20 protein-coding genes and 2 pseudogenes are annotated in these 21,807 nt (G+C 39.4%); 8 read left to right on the plus strand and 14 right to left on the minus strand.

Going from position 1 to position 21,807, the window contains the following annotated elements:
- The first annotated feature begins 445 nt into the window (after positions 1–445).
- Entirely contained in the window at positions 446–2,071 is a 1,626-nt protein-coding gene (locus tag L655_RS0106705; RefSeq protein WP_024604512.1) for an endonuclease, read from the plus strand.
- An 87-nt stretch (positions 2,072–2,158) separates the two neighbouring features.
- Here L655_RS0106705 and L655_RS0106710 read toward each other — a convergent pair whose 3' ends face one another.
- Positions 2,159–3,145 (minus strand): hypothetical protein, encoded by a 987-nt coding sequence (locus L655_RS0106710; protein WP_024604513.1) that lies wholly within the window; start codon positions 3,143–3,145, stop codon positions 2,159–2,161.
- Positions 3,146–3,314: 169 nt separating this feature from the next.
- Here L655_RS0106710 and L655_RS0106715 point away from each other — a divergent pair, with 169 nt between their 5' ends.
- Both L655_RS0106715 and L655_RS0106720 read left to right on the plus strand, forming a co-directional pair.
- Positions 3,315–4,451 carry an ISAs1 family transposase gene (locus tag L655_RS0106715; protein WP_008466968.1) on the plus strand — a complete coding sequence of 379 codons (1,137 nt, stop codon included), beginning with the start codon at positions 3,315–3,317 and terminating at the stop codon, positions 4,449–4,451.
- Between the two features lie 7 nt (positions 4,452–4,458).
- Positions 4,459–5,820: pseudogene (locus tag L655_RS0106720) on the plus strand (bifunctional diguanylate cyclase/phosphodiesterase); the annotation flags it as partial.
- A gap of 62 nt (positions 5,821–5,882) precedes the next feature.
- On the opposite strand, the gene L655_RS0106725 reads toward L655_RS0106720, so the two are convergent.
- The 7 genes from L655_RS0106725 to L655_RS0106755 all read right to left on the minus strand — a co-directional run bounded on the left by L655_RS0106725 (position 5,883) and on the right by L655_RS0106755 (position 12,664).
- Entirely contained in the window at positions 5,883–6,587 is a 705-nt protein-coding gene (locus tag L655_RS0106725; RefSeq protein WP_024604515.1) for a TorF family putative porin, read from the minus strand.
- A 9-nt stretch (positions 6,588–6,596) separates the two neighbouring features.
- A complete protein-coding gene (locus L655_RS0106730) occupies positions 6,597–7,814 on the minus strand; it encodes a BCCT family transporter (RefSeq protein WP_024604516.1) in 1,218 nt (405 codons plus the stop codon).
- Positions 7,815–7,972: 158 nt separating this feature from the next.
- A complete protein-coding gene (gene betA, locus L655_RS0106735) occupies positions 7,973–9,640 on the minus strand; it encodes a choline dehydrogenase (protein ID WP_024604517.1) in 1,668 nt (555 codons plus the stop codon).
- An 11-nt stretch (positions 9,641–9,651) separates the two neighbouring features.
- Positions 9,652–11,115, minus strand: a complete 1,464-nt coding sequence (gene betB / locus L655_RS0106740) for a betaine-aldehyde dehydrogenase (RefSeq protein ID WP_024604518.1) — start codon at positions 11,113–11,115, stop codon at positions 9,652–9,654.
- A gap of 1 nt (position 11,116) precedes the next feature.
- Complete coding sequence (betI, locus tag L655_RS0106745) at positions 11,117–11,692, minus strand: transcriptional regulator BetI (protein ID WP_024603276.1); 576 nt, start codon at positions 11,690–11,692, stop codon at positions 11,117–11,119.
- A 409-nt stretch (positions 11,693–12,101) separates the two neighbouring features.
- On the minus strand, positions 12,102–12,407 hold the full coding sequence (locus tag L655_RS0106750; protein WP_024604519.1) for a hypothetical protein: 306 nt from the start codon (positions 12,405–12,407) through the stop codon (positions 12,102–12,104).
- Complete coding sequence (locus L655_RS0106755) at positions 12,407–12,664, minus strand: DUF3081 domain-containing protein (RefSeq protein ID WP_008169639.1); 258 nt, start codon at positions 12,662–12,664, stop codon at positions 12,407–12,409. Before L655_RS0106755 ends, L655_RS0106750 begins: the two co-directional genes overlap by 1 nt.
- A gap of 146 nt (positions 12,665–12,810) precedes the next feature.
- Here L655_RS0106755 and L655_RS01000000125250 point away from each other — a divergent pair.
- Positions 12,811–14,078, plus strand: a pseudogene (locus L655_RS01000000125250) (flavohemoglobin expression-modulating QEGLA motif protein).
- 70 nt (positions 14,079–14,148) lie between these two features.
- Here the strand turns inward: L655_RS01000000125250 and L655_RS0106765 are convergent.
- The 4 genes from L655_RS0106765 to L655_RS0106780 are packed head-to-tail and all read right to left on the minus strand — an operon-like array spanning position 14,149 to position 18,752.
- Positions 14,149–14,952, minus strand: a complete 804-nt coding sequence (locus L655_RS0106765) for a DUF1338 domain-containing protein (RefSeq protein ID WP_024598144.1) — start codon at positions 14,950–14,952, stop codon at positions 14,149–14,151.
- Between the two features lie 35 nt (positions 14,953–14,987).
- Entirely contained in the window at positions 14,988–16,454 is a 1,467-nt protein-coding gene (gene astD / locus L655_RS0106770; RefSeq protein WP_024604520.1) for a succinylglutamate-semialdehyde dehydrogenase, read from the minus strand.
- A 7-nt stretch (positions 16,455–16,461) separates the two neighbouring features.
- A complete protein-coding gene (gene astA, locus L655_RS0106775; protein WP_024598142.1) occupies positions 16,462–17,496 on the minus strand; it encodes an arginine N-succinyltransferase in 1,035 nt (344 codons plus the stop codon).
- Between the two features lie 50 nt (positions 17,497–17,546).
- Entirely contained in the window at positions 17,547–18,752 is a 1,206-nt protein-coding gene (locus L655_RS0106780; protein WP_024604521.1) for an aspartate aminotransferase family protein, read from the minus strand.
- A 194-nt stretch (positions 18,753–18,946) separates the two neighbouring features.
- Between L655_RS0106780 and L655_RS0106785 the strand changes: the two genes are divergently transcribed.
- Entirely contained in the window at positions 18,947–19,375 is a 429-nt protein-coding gene (locus L655_RS0106785) for an Lrp/AsnC family transcriptional regulator (RefSeq protein WP_002958609.1), read from the plus strand.
- A 229-nt stretch (positions 19,376–19,604) separates the two neighbouring features.
- Here the strand turns inward: L655_RS0106785 and L655_RS01000000125255 are convergent, their stop codons facing one another.
- Positions 19,605–20,111 carry a transposase gene (locus tag L655_RS01000000125255; RefSeq protein WP_342626699.1) on the minus strand — a complete coding sequence of 169 codons (507 nt, stop codon included), beginning with the start codon at positions 20,109–20,111 and terminating at the stop codon, positions 19,605–19,607.
- A 114-nt stretch (positions 20,112–20,225) separates the two neighbouring features.
- Positions 20,226–20,330: a transposase gene (locus L655_RS1000000128485; RefSeq protein WP_342626700.1), complete on the minus strand. Its 105-nt coding sequence runs from the start codon at positions 20,328–20,330 to the stop codon at positions 20,226–20,228.
- Between the two features lie 104 nt (positions 20,331–20,434).
- Between L655_RS1000000128485 and L655_RS0106795 the strand changes: the two genes are divergently transcribed.
- The 3 genes from L655_RS0106795 to L655_RS0106805 form a co-directional block, all read left to right on the plus strand.
- Positions 20,435–20,776: a hypothetical protein gene (locus tag L655_RS0106795; protein ID WP_024591408.1), complete on the plus strand. Its 342-nt coding sequence runs from the start codon at positions 20,435–20,437 to the stop codon at positions 20,774–20,776.
- Positions 20,777–20,778: 2 nt separating this feature from the next.
- Positions 20,779–21,123: an IS66 family insertion sequence element accessory protein TnpB gene (gene tnpB / locus L655_RS0106800; protein ID WP_158001052.1), complete on the plus strand. Its 345-nt coding sequence runs from the start codon at positions 20,779–20,781 to the stop codon at positions 21,121–21,123.
- A gap of 80 nt (positions 21,124–21,203) precedes the next feature.
- Positions 21,204–21,807 (plus strand): IS66 family transposase zinc-finger binding domain-containing protein (locus tag L655_RS0106805; RefSeq protein ID WP_024604010.1); only part of this gene is annotated, 604 nt, incomplete at its 3' end.

Genomic DNA, 21,807 nt, shown 5'->3' on the forward strand with positions numbered 1-21,807 from the left:
CAGCCGAATTAGCATTTGCAGCTAAGTAACCACTCACCCATGCTTGTTGAATTGGATTAAGTTCAGCCACTAAACCTTGCAGCTTTTGTACTTGATCTTGCGATAGCGGGCTTGCCGCAGCATTTAGTTGACCTAACAACATGAATCGATTCCCCATAACCCTGAAAATTAAACACAACACACTTTGTGTATTGTTAAAAATGAGTTTTACCTCATCCAGAGCGTATCTGTTGAGGTTTTCTAAGTTAGTAGCATAACGGGCTCAGCATAGATAAAAAAAGAATAGAATCTGCTTTGATATTCCATTTAGTTATTAATTTATAAAAATACCTTCAAAAACAGATTAAAGACTTATTATTGCTTTTTACTGCACTTTAAATTAACAATTTTGTAACCTAACTAATGTAGGGTATATTCTTCATTCAAAATAAAAATAGGAACAACTATGTTACACGGGAAATATAAAAATAATCTACTTAGTACCGCTTTGTTACTTGGCTCATTACCTGTAATGGCCAATGTAGCTAATGGCGGATTTGAACAATGGTCAGGTAATACACCTAGCTCTTGGAGCACTATTGATAGCGGAATCAGCTTAACGCGCTCAACTAGTACAGTTAAAAGCGGTAGTAGCTCTGCTGCTGTCAATGTAACAACAGGATCGCAAAGTAACACTGATTTACTACAACAGGTTGCTGTAGAAGCTGGTAAAACCTATAACTTTTCGGCTGATGTTTACCACACTGAAGGTAAAATTAAAGCGCGCTTATATGTAGATGGCTATCAAGGCTATTCGAATCAAGCACAAACTAACCAATGGCAAACAATTAGCCATAGCTATACAGCAAGCAGTGATAAAACAATTAGTGTTGGGCTTAGGTTTTACGATGTAAGTGGATTTGATGGCAGCGAAATCGTATACGTAGATAACTTTTTACCAAATACTGATGGCAACGCATCAACAAGTTGCACCGATAATAGCCTTACCTTAACGCTTAACACCGATAATTACGGTAGCGAAACTAGCTGGGCCGTTAATAACAATCAAGGTAGCGCTGTTGCTAACGGCAGTGGTTACGCATCAAACACTCAGTATGATGAGCAAATATGCCTAACTGATGGTACTTACACACTTGTTATTAGCGACAGCTACGGCGATGGCATGTGTTGTTCAACAGGTAATGGCAACTATGCGCTTAAGCAAGGCTCTACCACACTTGCTAGCGGTGCAAGTTTTAATAATACAGACAGCACCGCATTTACTTTAGGTAGTGGCTCTGGTGATGGCGGCGGGACCAACCCAACACCCACTGGCTACTATGTTACTGCTCAAGGGTTATCAGGTTATGCACTAAAAACTGAGCTTTATAATATTATTAAAGATCATAATGCACAGGATTACTCGGCTATTTGGAATTTTTACGACTCATCTGCACGTGATAAATACTTTGAAAACGATAACAGCATTTTAGATATGTATAGCGAGAAACCAAACGGCTCAGATAGCTACAATTATACTGCGGTGAGTGACCAATGTGGTAACTATAGTGGAGAAGGCGGCTGTTACAACCGTGAGCATTCGTTTCCTAAAAGCTGGTTTGGCGGCACTATTGAGCCAATGAACTCAGATGTGCATCATATTTACGCAACCGACGGTTATGTAAACTCAAAACGTAGTAATTTCCCATTTGGTGAAGTAGCAAGCGCTTCATTTACATCAACTAACGGAAGTAAATTAGGTTCTGCCGCAAGTTCATTAAATTACTCTGGTACTGTATTTGAGCCAATTGACGAATTTAAAGGTGACTTTGCTCGCGCTTATTTTTACATGGCAACGCGCTACGAAAATGTAATAGGCGCTTGGCAAACCAAAACGACCTCAAGTAATGCTGTACTTAATGGTTCAAGCAATCAAGTGTTTGAAAGCTGGGTTGTAGCCATGCTGCTTAACTGGCATAACAGCGATCCTGTAAGCCAAATGGAACTTGACCGCAACCAAGCAGCGTTTGAGTTTCAAGGTAATCGTAACCCGTATATCGACCACCCTGAATTTGTAGAAATGATTTGGTAAAAATTGGCTGTTAAAACATAAGCCTTTGCAAATGCAAAGGCTTTACCTTTTAGTGTGTAATATTTTTTAGAAATATGATGGCTCAAGCTAATTATAAGAAACAGTTGCGATAAGTGACTTTTCAGCTCTGTTTTTCATCAACGTTAAAAGTGAATGATGAAAATCTTGAAATATCACCTCTCCCCATATTCGCGAATAAATACCAAAGTTTGTATTGTCTTGCACGGTCGTTTTTAAAGTTAAAATTGTATTGCCGCTTTTATCTTCACTTAGCTGATAACCACCGTAAAGTGGAGAAAAGTATTCACCGCCTAGTTTTACGTGTTTATCGAGAGCGTCATCGGGAATAGTATCTGGGTCTATGTCAAATCTATAAAGCATCTGTTTATTTGGTTGCCAATCTGTAATAACTTCTTTAAATATAACCCCTTTTTGCCAAGTACTTGTGCGAGCAGCGCCTATACCGCTTGCATTCATACTTGCCTTTAATGGCTTTGGTACACCAATTAATTGAGTGAGTGAAAAAGGCACTTCCTGTGGTTTTATATCACTCACATTAGCTAACTGTTGCCACACAGCATTGATGGGCGCGTTAATAGTTATTGAATTTGTTACTTCGTATGTTTTTGATAAATTTAAAAAATTAACTTCAATAGGTGAGAGCAATATAGGTAACAACGCGATTGATAATAAAGAACTATTCGCTTTTTTTATTTCACGCTTTCTAACAAAACCCGCAAGTAATCCACCAATGCTGGCAAAAAACATAAAAGCAGGCAAAGCCATAGCCACACAAATACTGCCTTCAAGTAAAGTAATTACACTTACAAATAAAAAAACAAAAATAGGCTGCCAAGCAATCGTGACCATTTGCCTTTTAGTTAATGTTTTTGATTCATTGTACTCAAAGTGAACACGAATATAACCAATTGCAACGGGCACTAAAAACATAAATGATATAGAGACTAGGCTACTTAAATTGTAAGCATTGACTAGCTCTATAAACAGCCGCATAAATATGCCGTAAAGCGTACCAAGTAAAATACCAATTGATTTAGGGGAGTTGAGTTGCATGTCTATTCTTTATTGTTATTAACAATCAGAAAGTAACAGAAGTATTATTCCACCACAAATAAAACAATATTAACGGCTCCTGCAAGCACACGGCAAGATCATTATAAATTGAACTTATAGAGCAAGTAGTGATCAGATCAAGGCATAATAATTACTTGGTCGCATAAATATGAGCACTACTTTTCTGAAACATTTTAATTCAATTACAGATCCTCGCATTGAACGTTGTAAAAAGCATGAACTTATCGATATTCTTCTCCTTGCTATTAGCGCTGTGCTCTCTGGTGCAGAAGGATGGGAAGATATTGAAGACTTTGGGCACCTAAAACTTGATTGGTTAAAAAAATACGGTACGTTCAACGCAGGAATTCCAAAACATGACACGATTGCTCGCGTCATGTGTCGGTTAAAAGCAAATGAAATAGAAAGGGCATTTCAATCTTGGATATCATCACTGATTGAAACTACAGGTGCAGATATCATCGCTATCGATGGCAAAACCGCACGGCGTTCATTTACCACAAAAGACAGAAAAAGTGCCTTACACACGGTCAGTGCATGGAGTTGCCAACACCAGTTAGTGCTTGGGCAGACGGCTGTTGATAATAAAACAAATGAAATCACCGCAATACCAGAATTACTCACCCTGCTCGATATTGAAAACAGTATCATTACGTTAGATGCGATGGGATGCCAACAAGAAATAGCAAAACAAATCATCCAACAAAAAGCAGATTATATTCTTGCACTTAAAGGTAATCATTCAGGCATGCAAAAGGAACTAGAAGCGTGGTGGCACAAGTGCGAGCGTGAAAGGTTAACTAAGCATAATTGTGATGAACATACCGAAATAAGCTCAGGACATGGGCGTGTTGAAACACGTACATGCCAGCAGTTACTTATAGATAAAAGCTGGCTAGGCAAGGATTATCGTTGGCCTGGCTTAACGAGTATTATTAAGGTCAGGGCTGAAGTTCATGATAAGTCGGCAGGGTCGGATACCACTGAAACACGCTGGTATATAAGTTCATTAGACTTAAATGCAGCGCAAGCACTCAATGCAGTACGCAGTCACTGGCAGGTTGAAAGCATGCATTGGATGCTTGATATGAACTTCAGAGAAGATGAATCGAGAATACGCAAACTTCAAGGGCCATTAATGTTTAATGTAATGCGAAAGATAGCCATGGCGCTTTTTAAACAAGATGCATCTAAGTCAGCAAGTATGGCGAGGAAAAAGAAAATGGCAGGGCTAGACGATGATTACCGCTCAACCCTGCTAGAGTCTGGGATTAAAATGCGCTAGCCGTGGCCAAGACAAACTGACGCTGTTAATTGACCGCCATGCTTATATTGAACATATCGACAGACAAATTAATCATGCTAACCAAGAAGATCTCAAATGCGCACTCCTGTTTATCGACCTTGATGGCTTTAAACAAGTAAACGACTCATTTGGTCATAGTTTTGGTGATGAAATATTAGTTCAAGTTGCTACTCGCCTTGCCAATGTTCTACGCCACCATAAATTAAGTAATATAAATAGTGCTAACCAATTAGAACAAAACTTATCGAGGTTGGGAGGAGATGAATTTTCCATTTTTATAGAGTTACTTGATGATAGCGACAGAGTTGTTGAAATTGCTAAACACGTGCTTAGTGAGCTTGAAAAAGACTTTGTGCTAGGTAACAAAATAGTAAAAATTAGTGCCAGCATTGGTATTGCGGCTTATCCAGAAAGTGCATCAACGCCGCAGGCTCTTTTGCAATTAGCTGACGTGGCTATGTATAGGGCTAAAAGCGATGGTAAGGGGATATTTAAAGTTTACTCACCAGAAATGGGTAACAAAATGCGCCGTTACCATTATTTACTCGAAGAGCTACGCATAGCAGTCGCTTGTAAAGATTTGTACTTATCTTTTCAGCCAATTGTGCATGTTGAAGATTGTATGATTGATTACTTCGAAGCGCTTACACGCTGGGACCACCCAGTTGAGGGTATGATCCCCCCTTCAGAGTTTATACCAATAGCAGAGGAGTCTAATTTAATATTAGAGCTTGGCGATTGGATTATGCTTGAATCGTGTCGGCAAATGGCTGCTTGGCACAATGCAGGTATGCGCAAAGTAAAAATATCTGTTAACGTTTCGGGCATTCAACTAAAGCATCGTGATGTTTATGATTGGGTAATGAAAAAACTTAAAAAAACCGGCTTACCCGCTACGTCCTTAATGCTGGAAATTACCGAATCAACTTTCATTAAAGCCAGTCCAAGAATTATTAAAGAGCTAAGTAGGCTAAGAGAAGAGGGTATCACTATTGCTATTGATGACTTTGGTACAGGTTTTAGTTCTTTAAGTACATTAGCGGATTTACCAATAGATGTTATTAAAATTGATCGCTCGTTTATAGCACAAGCCAATAAAAGCCAAAAATATAACGATATATTAAATACAATTAGTGATCTTGGGAAAAAGCTAGGTCTTAAAATTGTTGCAGAAGGCGTTGAAGAAATAGGGCAGTTTGAACTCGTTAAAAAAATGGGTGTGAGCTCTGTTCAGGGATATTTAGTTAGCCGCCCTGAGTCATCGGTTAATGTAGGTAATAAAGTATTACGCAATAACACCAGTAACCTTTCAGCATCGGGTACAAGTGCTTGGGATATTGTTAGTTAGTTACACATAAAAATGCCACTCGAAATAGAGTGGCATTCTTTGTGCAATCAGTAATTATTGTATTAAAAATCAAATGTGCGTGAAATAGCAAGTACAATACGCTCATCAGACGCATCATTATCTAAGCTTGTGTTTTCAGCGGCCACTTCAATACCAAAACCTTCGTAGCTTGTTTGGTATGCTAAGCGGTAGTGGTGGTATGATTTATCACCCTTGTTCTCATCCCACTCAAACTTATCACCATCAAGTGAGTTTGAAATATCAAAGCTGGCACGTAGTGCATGGTTTGGAGCCAGCTCATACGTGTGAGCAATCATCGAAATAACATGCCCTGTATCGTAACCAAAGTAGTCCCAGCTGTACCAAAAGTTAAGTTCAGTTTGGCCGTACTCACTTGCATAACCAAACTTAGTGTAAGCCTCAGCGTAGTTACCATCGCTGTTATTACCTTGATAAGTGTAATAAGCAATACCGTAATCAACACTAAATTGCTCATCAAGTTGTACATACTTACCAATGTAAGCATCAAGTTCAAAATCGGTATCGTCACCAAAATCTACATTTGAAGCCCATGCACCTGCATATACACCGCTTTCAAAGGCATAGTCTAAGCTACCTTGAATTGCAGGGTTGCTATCTGTTTGGCTTACACCATTAAAAGTGTAGTCAGACGCTGCAGTGATTGTTGTTGACCAATCAGCTGCTGCAGTGGTTGATAAAAGTGCTAATGGTAGTGCTACTACAAGTTGTTTTAGTTTGTTATTCATTATTAATCCCTAGTGTACTGTGTCTATTTTTGTGTAATCAATTTCGTTTGCTTTTGGTGAGCTGTCTATGTTTGTAACTGTTTTAAACTTGCTGTATCCGATAAAACCAGCACAGATAAAGAACAATCCAATAACTAATGCGCCTACCCACTGAATTTGTAAAAATTCTAATTTAAACAATAGTGTAAGTAGTGATAGAGCAACAATGTTTCCGACTATGTATTTCATTTTACCAAAACGCTTTACAGTAAAGTTTAGGTTATCTGTATATAAACGCACTAACGAATCGAGTGAGTTAATTACAAATACAATACCTACAAATACCATTGCAAAGTTTTTAATGCCTTGTGTTGGAATGCCCGCTTCATGGTAGTGATAAAGTACGCTAAACCAAATCGCAATCGGAATTGATGGAAATATTAACATTGCACCTAATACTTGGTATGTTTTAAGTCCACCAACAAAGCGTGATGTAAATTGACCAATCATTATGCTCCACGCAAACCACCAGAATAAGTAGAACTCATGGTAATCATTAAGCGGTAAAACAAATTCATTAATGTTTGCAAAGTAAGTACCAATAGAGCCTAAGTTATCTGTAAATGCTGACATTTGACTATCACCAATCACAAATGCGCCAGCCCACATAAAGGCGATTAAAGCTAAAAATAACCACGTAGTAGAAATACTTAAAATACGTACATATTTAATATCAGTACTTGAGTACACAGCAAAACAGATAGCCGCAAACACAATTAAGTAAAATTCAGAAACTATACTTGTTCCATCACCTAGTCCGGGTAAATACCACGGTAGGTTTGTAAGCAGCAAATAAGCGGTAAATGCACATGTACCAATAATTACAACGTTATTGATAAATTTAACCCAAGGAATTTCGAAAAATTTCACTTTAGGTTCTATTACACAGAAATAAAAGCACGTAAGAAAGTAAAATCCCCAGATCAAAAATCCCCAGTAGCCAAACTCAATAGCCAGTGGATTTGCAAACGCGTATTCTGGGCTTGCTTTTATGTCTGCATAACCTGCAAACTCAGTTAAAGGAAACATGATAAGGCCAACATCTAGGCCAGAAGTAAATAGTATTGCTATAAACGTAAAGGTTCGAACTGGTGTTACACCTACTACGCGAACATTACCCCATTTAATTAAAATAGTGATAATGGCAAGTAAGGTAAAAATGATCCCTGCATTAAGCCAAATAGTCATTGTTACCCTCCAGTAATGAATAAAAATAATTCATAAGCACTCCGTATTTTATTGTTTTATTCTCGCATTAACACAACGTAACCTATTTACATCGTGTGCCACTGCAAGGCACGCATTGGCTTAGCCCGACGAGACTAAACCTAAGCATGTGGCTAAAGTTAGATCTCCGTACTACGTTGTGTTTCTTGCCAGTTTGTTGTTATGGCAACATTCACATCCGATTTCTGTAATGGGTCTTTACCTAAAATTATGTCAGCTGCTTTTTCGGCAACCATAATAGTAGGTGCATTTAAGTTTCCATTAGGAACTGTTGGGAATATAGATGAGTCAACAACACGTAGTCCTTCAATACCATGTACTTGCGTATTTGAATTAACAACGGCCATATCATCTTCACCCATTTTGCATGAGCAAGAAGGGTGGTAGGCACTTTCTACGGCTTGGCGTACAAAGGCATCTATTTCTTCATCTGTTTGAATATGTTTACCAGGTTGAATTTCTTCATCGCGATATTCATCAAAGGCACTTTGTTCGATTATGTCGCGTGTTAAGCGAACGCACGCTCTAAAGCCTTCAATATCGTCTTGATGCTCAAGGTAATTAAATAAAATTGTTGGTGGTTGCTCAGGATTTGCAGAAGCAATAGTCACACTACCACGGCTTTTTGGTTTGTTATGACCAACATGTACCTGAAAACCATGACCTGCAAATGCACTTCTACCATCGTAACGCATAGCCGCTGGTAAAAAGTGATACTGAATATCTGGCCATTCAACACCTGGTTTTGAGCGAATAAACGCGCACGATTCAAAATGATTCGTTGCACCTAAACCCGAACGCGTTAATAACCAGCGCGCGCCAATCAAACCTTTTGAAACAATGCCTAGCTTGCCGTTAAGCGTGATAGGTTGCTTACACTTGTATTGAAAGTAAAACTCAAGATGATCTTGTAAGTTTTGACCAACACCAGGTAGATGATGTTGTACTTCAACGCCTGCTTTTTCAAGCGCTTGTGTGTCACCAATACCAGAGAGTTGTAAAATATGTGGAGAGCCGATTGGGCCTGCACTTAATACAACGTCTTTTTCAGCATGTGCAGTTTTAACGTCGCCATTTACTTTGTATTCGATGCCAGTAGCTTTCTTGCCATCTAAAATCACGCGTTGTGCTAGTGCACCTGTAATAATCGTTAAATTACTACGCGATTTAACAGGGTCTAAATACTCACGAGAAGCAGAGCTGCGCACGCCGTCTTTTACGGTCATGTGCATTGGGCCAAAACCCTCTTGCTGCGACGCATTATAATCATCTGTAGAAGCGTAACCGGCTTGTACACCTGCTTTGATAAAGGTGCGGTAAAGCGGGTTTTTCATTTCGTTGCCGTTATTAACGCCAAGCGGGCCTTTGCCACCACGGTAAGTATTTTCACCAAGGTAAAAGCTTTCTGCCTTTTGAAAATACGGTAAACACGATTGGTAATCCCAGCCGTTTGCACCGTGTTGCTGCCATTCGTCAAAATCTTTAGCGTGGCCACGCACATACACCATGCCATTAATAGATGACGAGCCGCCTAATACTTTGCCTCGTGGGCAATGCATTTCACGGTTATCTAAATGAGGCTCAGGCTGCGTATGAAACTGCCATGCGTATTTGTCACTATTCATAGGAATAGATAACGCGGTTGGCATTTTTATAAAGATACTTTTATCGCTACCGCCAGTTTCAAGTAGTAACACGCGGTTACTTGAATCTTCAGATAAACGATTGGCTAAAACACAACCCGCCGAACCCGCGCCAACAATAATATAGTCGTAATGATTACTCATAGTAGGGCGCCTTAAAATGGGCTTTCTATGTCGGCCATACCAACATAAATAGACTTAGTTTGCGTGTATTGATCAAGCGTTTGTATACCATTTTCACGGCCAATACCCGATTGCTTATAACCGCCAACTGGCATTTCAGCCGGTGAGTTACCGTATGCATTAATCCAACAAATACCGGCTTGTAACTTATGAATTACGCGGTGAGCACGTTTAATATCACTCGTAAATACGCCAGCAGCTAAGCCTAGGTGTGTACCGTTAGCGCGTGCAATCACATCGTCTTCGTCGTCAAAAACAAGCACGCTCATTACTGGGCCAAATATTTCTTCTTTAACGATAGTCATGTCGTCATTACAATCAATAAACACAGTCGGTGCTACAAAATAGCCATTAGGTGCAGATTCTGGTGAAAGCGTTGTACCACCAGTTAAAAGCGTTGCACCTTCTTCTATGCCTTTATTAACGTAGCTCATTACTAGTTCTTGATGCTTTTTAGAAATAAGTGCGCCAAAGTTTGTATTTAAATCTTGTGGGTCGCCAGCAATAATGTTTTTCTCAGTGCGCGCTTTAAGCTCATCAATAAATTGCTGATATACATTTTTATGAACGTAAATACGTGTACAGTTAGTACAAATTTCGCCTTGCGTATAAAAATTACCTAACATGGCCGCGCTAACTGCTTGCTCAATGTTGGCGTCATCGAATACTAATAGTGGAGATTTCCCACCAAGTTCCATCGTGACATCTTTTAAAGTACCGGCAGCACTTGCTACTACTTTTTTACCTGTGCCTACTTCACCCGTGAACGATACTTTGTCAATCTCGCTATGCTGCGTTAGCCACTGGCCTACATCGCCCGCGCCTTGAACCACATTAAACACACCTGCAGGTACGCCAGCTTCAACAAATACTTCTGCAAGTTTAAGAGCGCCCAGTGGTGTTTCTTCTGATGGTTTGAATATAAATGCATTACCAGCAGCAAGGGCAGGGCCCGACTTCCAACATGCAATTTGTAGTGGGTAGTTCCATGCACCAATACCCGCACAAATACCTAATGGTTCTTTGCGTGTGTAGTAAAAGTCATCACCAACCATTTGTTGTTGGCCTACTTGTGCTGGCGCAAGACCTGCAAAGTATTCAATTACATCAGCGCCAGTTTCAATATCAACACAATTTGCTTCTTGCATTGGTTTACCGGTGTCGAGTACTTCTACAAGTGCTAGTTCATCGTTGCGCTCGCGTAAAATAGCCACTGCTTTTAATAAAATGCGGCTACGTTCAATGGGTGTCATTGCTGACCACTGAGCAAAACCTTGCTTTGCACTCTCAATGGCTGCGTTTTGAATAAATTCGTCGGCAATTTCTACTGCGTAAATAACCTCGCCCGTTGCTGGGTTTGTTACATCAAATGTTTTGCCGTTCTGGTTTGCAAGAAAATGGCCGTTAATAAAATTTTGATAGACAGGTGTAGTCACGCTAGGCTCCATATTGCTTGATAAGTGAAAGTACATAGCTTTTTGCTAACTTTTCACAGTGTTTAAACTGATTATTGTCTGATTTACTCAGTACTGCTCTTAACCATAGGCCATCGATCATTGCGGCGCTAAGTTCTGCAGCTTGATTTGCTTGCTCAATAGGCATTAACTGTTTAAAAGAAAATGCTAAATTACTTTGCAAGCGTTTACTGTTTACATTTTGTAGTCGGTGTAATTCTTCATCATGCATCGATTGCGCCCAAAAACTTAACCACGTTCGGGTGGTATCATTACGCTGTTGTACAAGCGCAAAGTTGGCTTCGATAATAAACATTAAACGTTCAGTCGCATTTGTTTGATGATTTACCTTGCCTATCAAGTCTTGTTTTAAGCTTGTTAGTAAGTATCGAACAGTGGCTTCAATCAGCCCCTGCTTACCACCAAAATAATGACTAATAATACCCGACGATAAACCTGCATTTTTACTAATGCTGTTTATAGTCGTTCCTTGTAATCCATTCGTCGCAACAGATTCTATAGTTGCGTCAATTAACTGCTGACGCCTGACAGGTTCCATTCCAACTTTAGGCATAATTTTTATTAATTGAACGTTCAATAAAGATAAGCTTAAGGTAATAGCTCTAACAATTCAAGGTTGAGGTAAATATCTAGATGCCAAAATGTAGATTAATCATTAATAAAAGTGCAACTAATGCGATAAAGAAGATAAAATTTTATTTTATTTAATTTCTTATAAAACATGGTGTTGCAAGGTTTTTTTTGAGATTAAATAATAGTAATGATTTGTTTACAGCAATAAATGAATAAAATGTGTAAAAATCGTTAGTGCAGTAATAGTTAGAGCACTAATAGTATTATTTTAATGCAAAAGCGCACTAAACCTGTAATTGCTTAGTGCTCTAATAAATTTATATAGAGAGTAAACTTTATGGTTTTATCGTTTTAAAGCGCTTGGTTTTGAAAGGTCAGGTATTATTAATAACACCTTTAAAAAGGAGAGGGTAACGTCTTAGTCTATTGCCAATATAGTCATCAGCTAAAATTTGCTGGCAAATGAAATCAATATCTTTGCTTGCTTCAAAAACCCAATCAAAGCGCTCTATAGCCAGTAAAAAACCACGCTTTAAATGAGTTTGAGCACGGTACTGTTCTAAATTGTCTTGAATAATAGAGACTTTGCTTGGATCAGATCTAAGCTCTTCTACTACTTGGTTTATAAAAGTAGTATTGAGCTTACTGGTAGGGCGGTGTCTGAGTTTTCGTGGGTGCATTAGCTCTCGTTTGCAATGTTATATAATTTTTTCAAAAAGTCGTCTTTATGCTTTTCATGTTCATAGTCAAGGTGGTAAGTATTATGAAAACCAAAGCGCAGCTCCACGCCGCTACCTTGTAGGTATACTGTGTAACCATCTACGTCTGAATAAGCAGTAACGCCTTGATAATGCTTACCTTCATCAGTCATTTCACCTTTTTGAATTATACGTTCATACACGGCTAAAATCTGTTTATTGTCGAGTTCGTTTTTCATGTCTTATACCTTTTATTTGATAACTCATACGATACAGATATGAGGGTCGATCATCTTAAAAACAATAGCTAAAAAAGTGTGATATTGCTTTGTAATTTAGCTTTTTTAAATTATGCTCAAAACTCATTTATTGTTGAGCTTACACCATGATAGACAAGGCGTTACTACTAAAAACTCGTGAGTTATCGGATCAATTAATTGCATTGCAAACGCCTATTAGGATACTTGATGCTATTAATTGGGATAAACAAACTAAAGAAGAGTTTTTTAGACAGAAATGTCAAAAAAACCCACTTATCGATCGTGCATACTATCAACAGCGCGACCTTGGTTTTGTACCTAGCGAGTTACGCCAAGCGTTTTCTACTTTGCACCGTAACATTATTAACCAACTGGGGCAGTTAAATCCGATTGCTCAATATATGGGAAAAATGTGCACTGAGTATAAAACGGTATTAAGTATGCTTGAATATCGAGGTACGCCAGAATTTCATGACTTATCGGTGGAGTTATTTGGTCACCCTAAAGACTTATTCCATGCCGGTGAGCCCTCACTCTCTGAGCTAGCTAATATGCTAGATAAACCGCTGCAAAATTTACTAATAGCCGACATACTGCCTGACGACCCTAAAAATATTGATGCTGTTGATGCTGTACGTATTTTGTCTGAGCAAGTAAACGCTAGTATGGCAGGNTAATGCTTAGCGATGGTATTGTCAGTGATGCAGCCGCCGGTGCTAATAATATTAAGCTTAATCAAGATGTTAAATTTTCTCAGCGTGAACTTGATATATTGGAAGTTCATGAAGGGTGGATACACGTAGGTACCACTCAAAATGGTTTAGCACAGCCGTATTTAACATGTTTAAGTAAAGGCACGCCTAGCTCCACTATTACCCAAGAAGGCTTAGCGGTATTAACCGAAATTATTACATTAAAATCGACTCCGAGACGTTTATCTAAATTAGTGAATCGTATTCAAGCGGTTACAAAGGTAATAGATGGCGCTGAGTTTGTAGACATTTACCGTGACTATGTCGCGCAAGGTTTATCAAAAGATGACAGTTACACACTCGCGCAGCGTGTATTTAGAGGCAGTACGCCAACAGGTCTGCCTTTTACAAAAGACATTGCCTACATTAAAGGCTTTGTACTGGTATATAACTTAATTCGCGTAGCAATACAGCTAGGTCGAATAGATAGGCTTCCTTTATTACTCGTAGGTAAAATATCGATAGATGATTTTAGGTTAATATCGCAGCTTCATGATTTAGGTGTAATAGAGAGCCCACAATTTGTGCCACCACACTTTAAAGACTTACGTGGTTTGGCAACGTGGTTGAGCTTTGGCCGCTTTATTGGCGACTTATCGTTTGAAAAGTTAGAAAACGATTATAAACCGTTATTTTTATAATTAATCAACATAACTACCGACATAAAAAAAGCCCATAACGGGCTTTTAAAATAAAGTACTTTAGGTTTTATTATCGAGCGTTGGTGCTTTCAAATATTTTGTCAGCTGAGGCTGCAACAAAACCTGTATAAAGCTCGCCGTCTGCTTTAGGGTAACGAATAGCAAACTCATAAAAACAGCTAGGAATGCTCATATCACCGTCACTAAAGGTAACAGAGTATTCATCAGCAAGTGTTGACGATTGCTCTAGTAACACCTCTGGTGAGCCTTTGACCTCGCCGCCTGACGTGTTAAGCGAAAAGCCAGCGTCTTTCAGGGCTTGGTTAACATCATGAATGTTATCAAACTTAGCAAGCGTATTAATGTTTACGGTAAAGTGATTGGCACGGTAACCCCACGCCGACATCCACGCCGCATATTCGCTTTCAGCTAGCAGTTGTTTGTAAGTATCGGTGCTTACTTGCCAATGCGTGCCTGAATACAAAAAGTTATCAGCAGTTACTGCGCTTTCGTCAATTTGGCTTACCATGTCAGTTACGATGGCTTGTAACTCTGGCGAGCATTTTTCGACTAACAGCTCAGAGATAAACACTTTTGGCTGATTAGGGTCGCTATGCTCGTAGTGCTTTGCGTAAAGTTTTTTAGCTTCAAAGTGGTACTCACCACACTCTTTGTAACCAATCGCAAGAAAGTGAGCTGCGAGTTTTTCAAGACCCACTTTTTCAATATTAAATGTACGCAGCGCAATATGATCGTTAATGATGTCATCTTTTTGCGTTGACCCTAAAAGGTCATGAATTTTGTCTGCCGATGGAGTTACGTTTAAGTAATTTTTCCAAAGGTTATTAAATAATGTATTTACATCAGTATGCATGTTAAGTCCTTAAATTTAAAATTTGGTTTTATTACTTATTCAATTATTAAGCCCGGCGCTAGGGTTTGCGGTAAGCTCACTTTGTCTGACTCAACAGATGCTACAGGGTATGCGCAATAATCGGCGGCATAATAGGCACTGGCTCTGTGATTACCACTGGCGCCAATACCGCCAAATGGAGCTGCACTTGAGGCACCCGTAATAGGGCGGTTCCAGTTAACAATACCGGCACGGATGCGCTTTAAAAAGTGAGTGTAGTCATCTTCGTTATCAGCCAATAAACCTGCAGATAAACCAAAGCTTGTGTTATTGGCTTCAATGATTGCGCTGTCAAAGTCATCAAAGCGATACACTTTAATTAGCGGTCCAAAATGTTCTTCATCTGGCATGTCGGTAATGTTTGTTACATCAATAATGCCTGGACTTACAAAGCCTGTGCCTGATTTTAATTGCTTAAGTTCAACAAGGATTTGCGCGCCTTTTGAGACTAATTCACTTTGCGCGGCAACCATACCCAGTGCTGCTTTTTCGCTTATCATCGCACCCATAAAAGGCTGCTCTGTAGCAAAGCTGTCGTCTACAACTATATTTTTAGTTGCGCTTATTAGCTTTTCTAAAATAGCATCGCCGTTGGCTGATTTTTCAATAAATAAGCGGCGTGCACACGTACAGCGCTGACCTGAGGTAGTAAAGCCTGATTGAATAATATCGTGCACAGCAGCGCTTACATCACTCACATCTTTTACAATCAGTGGATTATTACCGCCCATTTCAAGCGCTAAAATCTTACCGGGGTGTCCAGCAAACTGTTTATGTAGTAAGTGACCTGTGTTTGAGCTACCGGTAAAAAACAAGCCATCTATATTTTTATGAGAGGCAAGTGCTTTACCTGTTTCAATTTCACCTTGCACAAGGTTAATAACACCCGCTGGTAAGCCCGCTTTTAGCCAAAGTGAGAGGGTAAATTCTGCCACGTGCGGAGTAAGCTCTGATGGCTTAAATACCACTGTGTTGCCAGCTAGAATTGCAGGAACAATATGTCCGTTTGGTAAATGCCCAGGGAAGTTATACGGGCCAAAAATAGCCACAACGCCATGCGGTTTGTGTCTAATAAACGCTTTAGCACCGGGCATTGGGTTTTCGGTTGTACCGGTACGCTCATGGTAGGCTTTTACAGATATAGCTACTTTACCTGTCATTGCGCCTACTTCGGTGCGGGTTTCCCATAATGGCTTTCCTGTTTCGCGTGCAATTATGGTCGCAAATTCTTCGCTGTGTTCTTTTAATTGTGCTGCGAAGCTTTCAAGAATGACTATACGCTCTACAAGTGGTTTGTCTGCCCATTGTAATTGCGCAGCTCTGGCTGCTTTTATAGCCGAATCTACTTGATCAGCGTTTGCGCCATTACCTTGCCATACCACATCGCCATTACTTGGATTGATTGACTCAAATACTGGGCCAAGGCCTGTATGCCACTGGTTATTAATTAGGTGTGTATTCATAAATTATTTACAGGCGGAAAAATCGCGCTGCGTCTCCTTGGCTTAAATTAAGCGCCTTAGCCACATCTTGGCTAATGACGAGAGTATGTTTTGCATGATTGTAATGTGCGTCTTTGGTAAATGTTGCTCTAAAGCCACTTACGCCTTGATTACATACAGCCAGCGTATCTGAGCTATTTTGTGATATGTGATCAAGCTCACCAATAGTAATAGGGCAAACTTGAGAGTCACGAATGCTGCGAATATTACCAAGCTTTGCTTCAACCGTTGGGCCTGCGTCAAATAAGTCAACGTAGCCTCTGTGCTCAAAACCTTCTTTTTCTAATAATTTTAGCGCAGGTTTTGTTTTTTCATGCACATGCCCAATAACAGCTTGGGCTTTTTTGCTAAGCAAGTTCACATAAATAGGGTACTTAGGCATTAACTCGCTAATAAATACTTTATCGCCTAAGCCCACTAAGTGATCCGCTTCTGGAAATTCGATACTAAAAAAGTGCTCTTGCAGCCATTGCCAAAAAGGAGAGTGGCCGTCTTCGTCGCTAACACCGCGCATTTCTGCGATAACAGTATCGGCAAAACGCTCGCTATGCTGAGCCATAAACAAAAAGCGTGAACGCGATAAAAATCGACCCGTTAGGCCTTTACGACTATTTTCGCGCAAAAATAATGTGCATATTTCAGAGCAGCCTGTGTAGTCGTTACACATGCTTAAAATATCAACGGTGTTATATACATTTAAAGTAGGTGAGTGGTGTACTGTTTTACCTAAATGATAATGATATAAAGGCACCGATAAACCTACCGCAGCTTCTATAGCGGTTGTACCAATAACGTCACCTGTTTCACTGTCTTCTAAAACAAATAAATAGCTTTCATCAAGTGGCTGGTTAATGTTTTTGGCAAAGCTTTTTTCAGCACGTTCAATTTTTTCTTTAAGCTGTGCATCGTCCACAGGCAAAGAGGTAAACCCATGGCCTGACTCAATTGCTATTTGTTTAAGCGCTTCAAAATCATTGGCAGTAATAGGACGTAATACTTGCATTTATTGCTTGCTCCAATAGCACGCCAGTAGGCGTGCTAATTTAAACTATATTAACCGTTTACTACATCGCTAACCGCTTTTTCAAAGCGCGCTAAGCCTTCTTTAATATCTTCAAACGGAATAACTAAAGACGGTGTAAAGCGAATTACATTCATGCCAGCTACAAGGTTCATTAAACCATTATTAGCACTGGCTACTAAAAAGTCGCGTGCGCGGCCTTCAAATTTGTCATTTAGTACTGCGCCAATTAATAAGCCTTTACCACGTACTTCGCTAAATACGTTGTATTTTTCATTAATTGCGTTTAATCCGTCACGGAATAATTGCTCGCGCTCTTTAACACCGTTTAGTACGTCTGGTGTATTTACTGTATCAAATGCCGCTTCGGCTACAGCACAAGCAAGTGCGTTTCCGCCATAAGTAGAACCGTGAGTACCAATTTTTAAATGCTCAGCAATAGGTGTACGAGTGATCATAGCGCCAATTGGAAAACCACCACCCAATGCTTTTGCCGTTGTTAAAATGTCAGGAACAACTCCTAAACCTTCATAAGCGTATAAATCGCCTGTGCGACCAACACCCGTTTGTACTTCATCAAAAATAAGTAACGCGTTATGTTTAGTACAAAGTTCACGTACTTTTTTAGCAAAGTCATCTGTTGGTGAAATAATACCGCCTTCACCTTGTAATGGTTCCATCATAACAGCACATGTTTTATCGCTGATCAGCGCTTCAAATGCCGCTATATCGTTAAAATCACAATGTACTATGTCAGCAGGTTTTGGACCAAAGCCATCTGAATAAGCAGCTTGCCCGCCCACAGTGACTGTGAAAAATGTTCGACCATGGAAACCTTTATTAAATGCAATAATTTGCGTTTTTTCAGCGCCATATACGTCCAGTGCATAGCGACGCGCTAGCTTAAGGGCTGCTTCGTTTGCTTCTGCGCCTGAGTTTGCAAAGTAAACTTTATCAGCGAATGTTGCTTCAACCATTTTTTGAGCTAAACGAAGTGCTGGCTCATTAGTCATAACATTCGATAAATGCCAAATTTTTTCGCCTTGCTCTTTTAATGCTTTAACTAATGCAGGATGACAGTGACCCAAACAGTTAACGGCAATACCACCGGCAAAATCAATGAACTCATTGTTATTTTGATCCCAAACGCGTGAACCTTCACCACGAACTGGAATGATTGCTGATGGATTATAGTTTGGTACCATTACGTCGTTAAATAAGTCTCTTGTTACTTGCATTTTTACACCTAAATTTAATGGGCTTAGATAAAAGATTAGTTGCTAACTCAAAGAAGAATATAGCCTTTATTCTTCAGCAAACACGTTATTATTTCTTGTAAAGGTCATTATCGAAGGTTAGCTATTAAAATTGCAGTGCTATTTTGTGAAAAATGATTAAAATAAAAGACAAAATAACGAAGAAAATAACCATTATGATAACTCCACAAGATGAAAAGCTACTTTCTGTACTAAAAACAAACGCTAGAGCGAGTATTTCTGATCTTGCTCGCATGCTTGACTTATCTCGTTCAACGGTACAAAGCCGTATGCTCAAACTAGAAGAAACGGGTGTAATTAAAGGCTATAGCGTTGATTATGGTGACGACTACCTCAGTAAAATGGTATCAGCTCATGTGTCTATAAAAGTAAGGCAAAAATTAACAACTAAAACAAATATCGAGCTTAAGCAAATTGATGCAATTTCGCAGCTTTACGCGATAAGTGGTGAGTTTGATTTAATTGCTGTAGTACAGGCTCAAAATTTAGAGCAGCTTAGCCATTTACTAGACGATATAGGAAATCTGGATGGAGTAGAGCGCACAACATCTTCTGTAATTTTAGAAACTAAATTTAAGCGTTAATCGCCATTTAAGCCCTGAGTTGTTTAATACTGTTTATATATTGGAAATGACTATAAACATTACTAAATAACGTGTAGTAAATAGTTTATAAATTCTTGATTTATTTATCTTGCGTGCTAAAATTAAAATTAGTTGGTAATTGCGTTTTTAGTAATTATATGACAAGGATTTATTTACTACTTACATGGATGTCATAGGTAGGTACTTAAGAAAAATATTAAGTACAGCCTTAAAAATTTGGCTCTACCCCATACTGAAATACTCCTGTTTTTCGATCGCGTTTGGGGTGTGCCCTAGCTGCATTTTTCCTCAGAAAGTCAAATGCTGCATTAACTGCATTTAACAATCCTTTCCTATGCTTCCTAATAATCGCTGTTAATATGCCAATCCACCAAACACCCGTTGTTTTTGCTACTGTCATTGTAGACATTTCAGTTTTGAATATCTTTTCAATACAGCCAGTTAAAAACCTTTTAAGCGTGGTTACTATTAAACTTACATAAATTAGCGCCTCTTGTAAGGTTGCGTTTGATGTTTGAAAGCCGCGTAAATTATTATAAGACTTACACTCCTTAAAAAGTAATTCAACCTGCCAGCGTAACCTATATAATTTGCCTATTTCAGTCGCTGTAAATTCATCAATAGATAAATTAGTGACTAAAAATGTATATTGTTTTTCTTTTTTTGACCAATACCCAACGACTCTTGTTAGCTTGTTTTTTATGCTAACATTCATATCAATAAGATCATTTTTAGGTAATTCGGGGAGCAATTCACATAACTTTGGGGAATGACTTCCTGTTAATTCCTGTCCATTTTGCTTAAAAGCATTATGTACTCTGACTGCTTTTCACCCCTTAGCTCTTAATACGTAAAATCCTCCTGCTTTATCTAATTCATGAATATAACTACCTGAATAATACCCTCTATCAGCAAGTAACAACTGTCCTTTCAACTCTTTAAATGTTGGAAGTTCTGTAAGCGTCTAGCGAACCACACCTAGCATCGATGTTCTGATTATCTAAAAATACCTGCTCAATGATAAATTCGGAGCAGGTGATGAAAACTTACAGAACAAGCGCACAGTGGCAGCAGCTTTTGCTGCAACGCAGTACGTTTAGTGGTACTAATATTGAATTCTGCCAACACCATAATGTCGCTATTACGACTTATTATAAACAACGTGCTTTACTGGCAAAAGACCAGCCTAATTCCACCTTGCCAGTGCACACGCAGTGCCTTACATCATCACGTTTTGTCCAGGTAAAACAAACTACTGAAGTCTGCGCGCAAACTCGTCAAAATACGCTGCAGTTTGATACGCTAACCGGCCAACTCACGTTTCCTATCGATTTAGCGACGGCCGATATCGTTGCCATTATTAAAGGGCTAACGGTATGAGGATGTTCGTTGATGTACCCACCGTCTATTTATGTGCCGATGCCGTTGATTTTCGAAAATCAATTAATGGTCTGGCGGCGTTGGTGGAAGCAGAGCTTGAACTACCCGTGCTCAGTGGTGCGCTATTTGTGTTTTGTAATAAAGGCCGTGACAAACTCAAACTGCTTTACTGGGATAACACCGGTTTTGCACTGTGGTATAAGCGATTAGATAAGCATAAGTTCAAATGGCCCAAACTCATGTCACCCACCATGACCTTAAGCGAGCAGCAATTACACTGGTTATTATCGGGTTATGATGTGATTGGACACAGTAAAATTGATGTCGCAGGTAAGAAAATGCTTTAATATTTGCGATCGATTGATGATCATCAAAGTGAGTTCAGTTAGCACTGCAAAGCCTTTGATGATGCCTTAAAATAGGCGTCATGAAAAATGAACTCGCCCTTAAACAGCGCATTGCTGAACTTGAAAAACTGTTAGCGCAGAAGGATGCCCAGATTGCGGCATTGGAAGAGCGCTGGAGCTTGGCCCAACAAAAACAATTCGGCAAAAGTGCTGAAGGCTTTGCCGGGCAAGGCGAGTTATTCAATGAAGTGGAAGAAATTGTTGAGGAAGTTGAGGCAGAGCAACAATCCATTAGCTATACCCGTAAAAAGCCGGTGCGTAAGGCACTGCCAAAAGACTTACCTCGTGAGCAGGTTATTCACGACATCATCGACAAAACCTGTGATTGCTGTGGCGGTGAGCTACATAAAATGGGTGAAGATAAGTCAGAAAAGCTTGAGTTCATACCCGCTAAAATCAAAGTGATTGAGCATATTAGGCCTAAATACGCCTGCCGTCACTGTGATAAATCCTCAACTCAGACACAGATTAAACAAGCCTCAATGCCTGCCATGCCCATCAACAAAGGCATTGCAACCAGCAGTTTGCTCAGTCAGCTTATCACCAGTAAATACCAATACGGGTTACCGCTGTATCGCCAGGAAGCGATGTTTAAGCAATACGGTATTGAACTCAGTCGACAGA

The organism is Pseudoalteromonas sp. TAE79 (assembly GCF_000498015.1).
Lineage (GTDB): Bacteria > Pseudomonadota > Gammaproteobacteria > Enterobacterales > Alteromonadaceae > Pseudoalteromonas.

Bases quoted from the DNA above. Each gene is read 5' to 3' on its own strand.
- L655_RS0106705 (WP_024604512.1), top strand. From the start codon at position 446: ATGTTACACGGGAAATATAAAAATAATCTACTTAGTACCGCTTTGTTA.
- L655_RS0106710 (WP_024604513.1), bottom strand. From the start codon at position 3,145: ATGCAACTCAACTCCCCTAAATCAATTGGTATTTTACTTGGTACGCTT.
- L655_RS0106715 (WP_008466968.1), top strand. From the start codon at position 3,315: ATGAGCACTACTTTTCTGAAACATTTTAATTCAATTACAGATCCTCGC.
- L655_RS0106725 (WP_024604515.1), bottom strand. From the start codon at position 6,587: ATGAATAACAAACTAAAACAACTTGTAGTAGCACTACCATTAGCACTT.
- L655_RS0106730 (WP_024604516.1), bottom strand. From the start codon at position 7,814: ATGACTATTTGGCTTAATGCAGGGATCATTTTTACCTTACTTGCCATT.
- betA (WP_024604517.1), bottom strand. From the start codon at position 9,640: ATGAGTAATCATTACGACTATATTATTGTTGGCGCGGGTTCGGCGGGT.
- betI (WP_024603276.1), bottom strand. From the start codon at position 11,692: ATGGAACCTGTCAGGCGTCAGCAGTTAATTGACGCAACTATAGAATCT.
- L655_RS0106750 (WP_024604519.1), bottom strand. From the start codon at position 12,407: ATGCACCCACGAAAACTCAGACACCGCCCTACCAGTAAGCTCAATACT.
- L655_RS0106755 (WP_008169639.1), bottom strand. From the start codon at position 12,664: ATGAAAAACGAACTCGACAATAAACAGATTTTAGCCGTGTATGAACGT.
- L655_RS0106765 (WP_024598144.1), bottom strand. From the start codon at position 14,952: ATGCATACTGATGTAAATACATTATTTAATAACCTTTGGAAAAATTAC.
- astD (WP_024604520.1), bottom strand. From the start codon at position 16,454: ATGAATACACACCTAATTAATAACCAGTGGCATACAGGCCTTGGCCCA.
- astA (WP_024598142.1), bottom strand. From the start codon at position 17,496: ATGCAAGTATTACGTCCTATTACTGCCAATGATTTTGAAGCGCTTAAA.
- L655_RS0106780 (WP_024604521.1), bottom strand. From the start codon at position 18,752: ATGCAAGTAACAAGAGACTTATTTAACGACGTAATGGTACCAAACTAT.
- L655_RS0106785 (WP_002958609.1), top strand. From the start codon at position 18,947: ATGATAACTCCACAAGATGAAAAGCTACTTTCTGTACTAAAAACAAAC.
- L655_RS01000000125255 (WP_342626699.1), bottom strand. From the start codon at position 20,111: ATGAATGTTAGCATAAAAAACAAGCTAACAAGAGTCGTTGGGTATTGG.
- L655_RS0106795 (WP_024591408.1), top strand. From the start codon at position 20,435: ATGAAAACTTACAGAACAAGCGCACAGTGGCAGCAGCTTTTGCTGCAA.
- tnpB (WP_158001052.1), top strand. From the start codon at position 20,779: ATGTTCGTTGATGTACCCACCGTCTATTTATGTGCCGATGCCGTTGAT.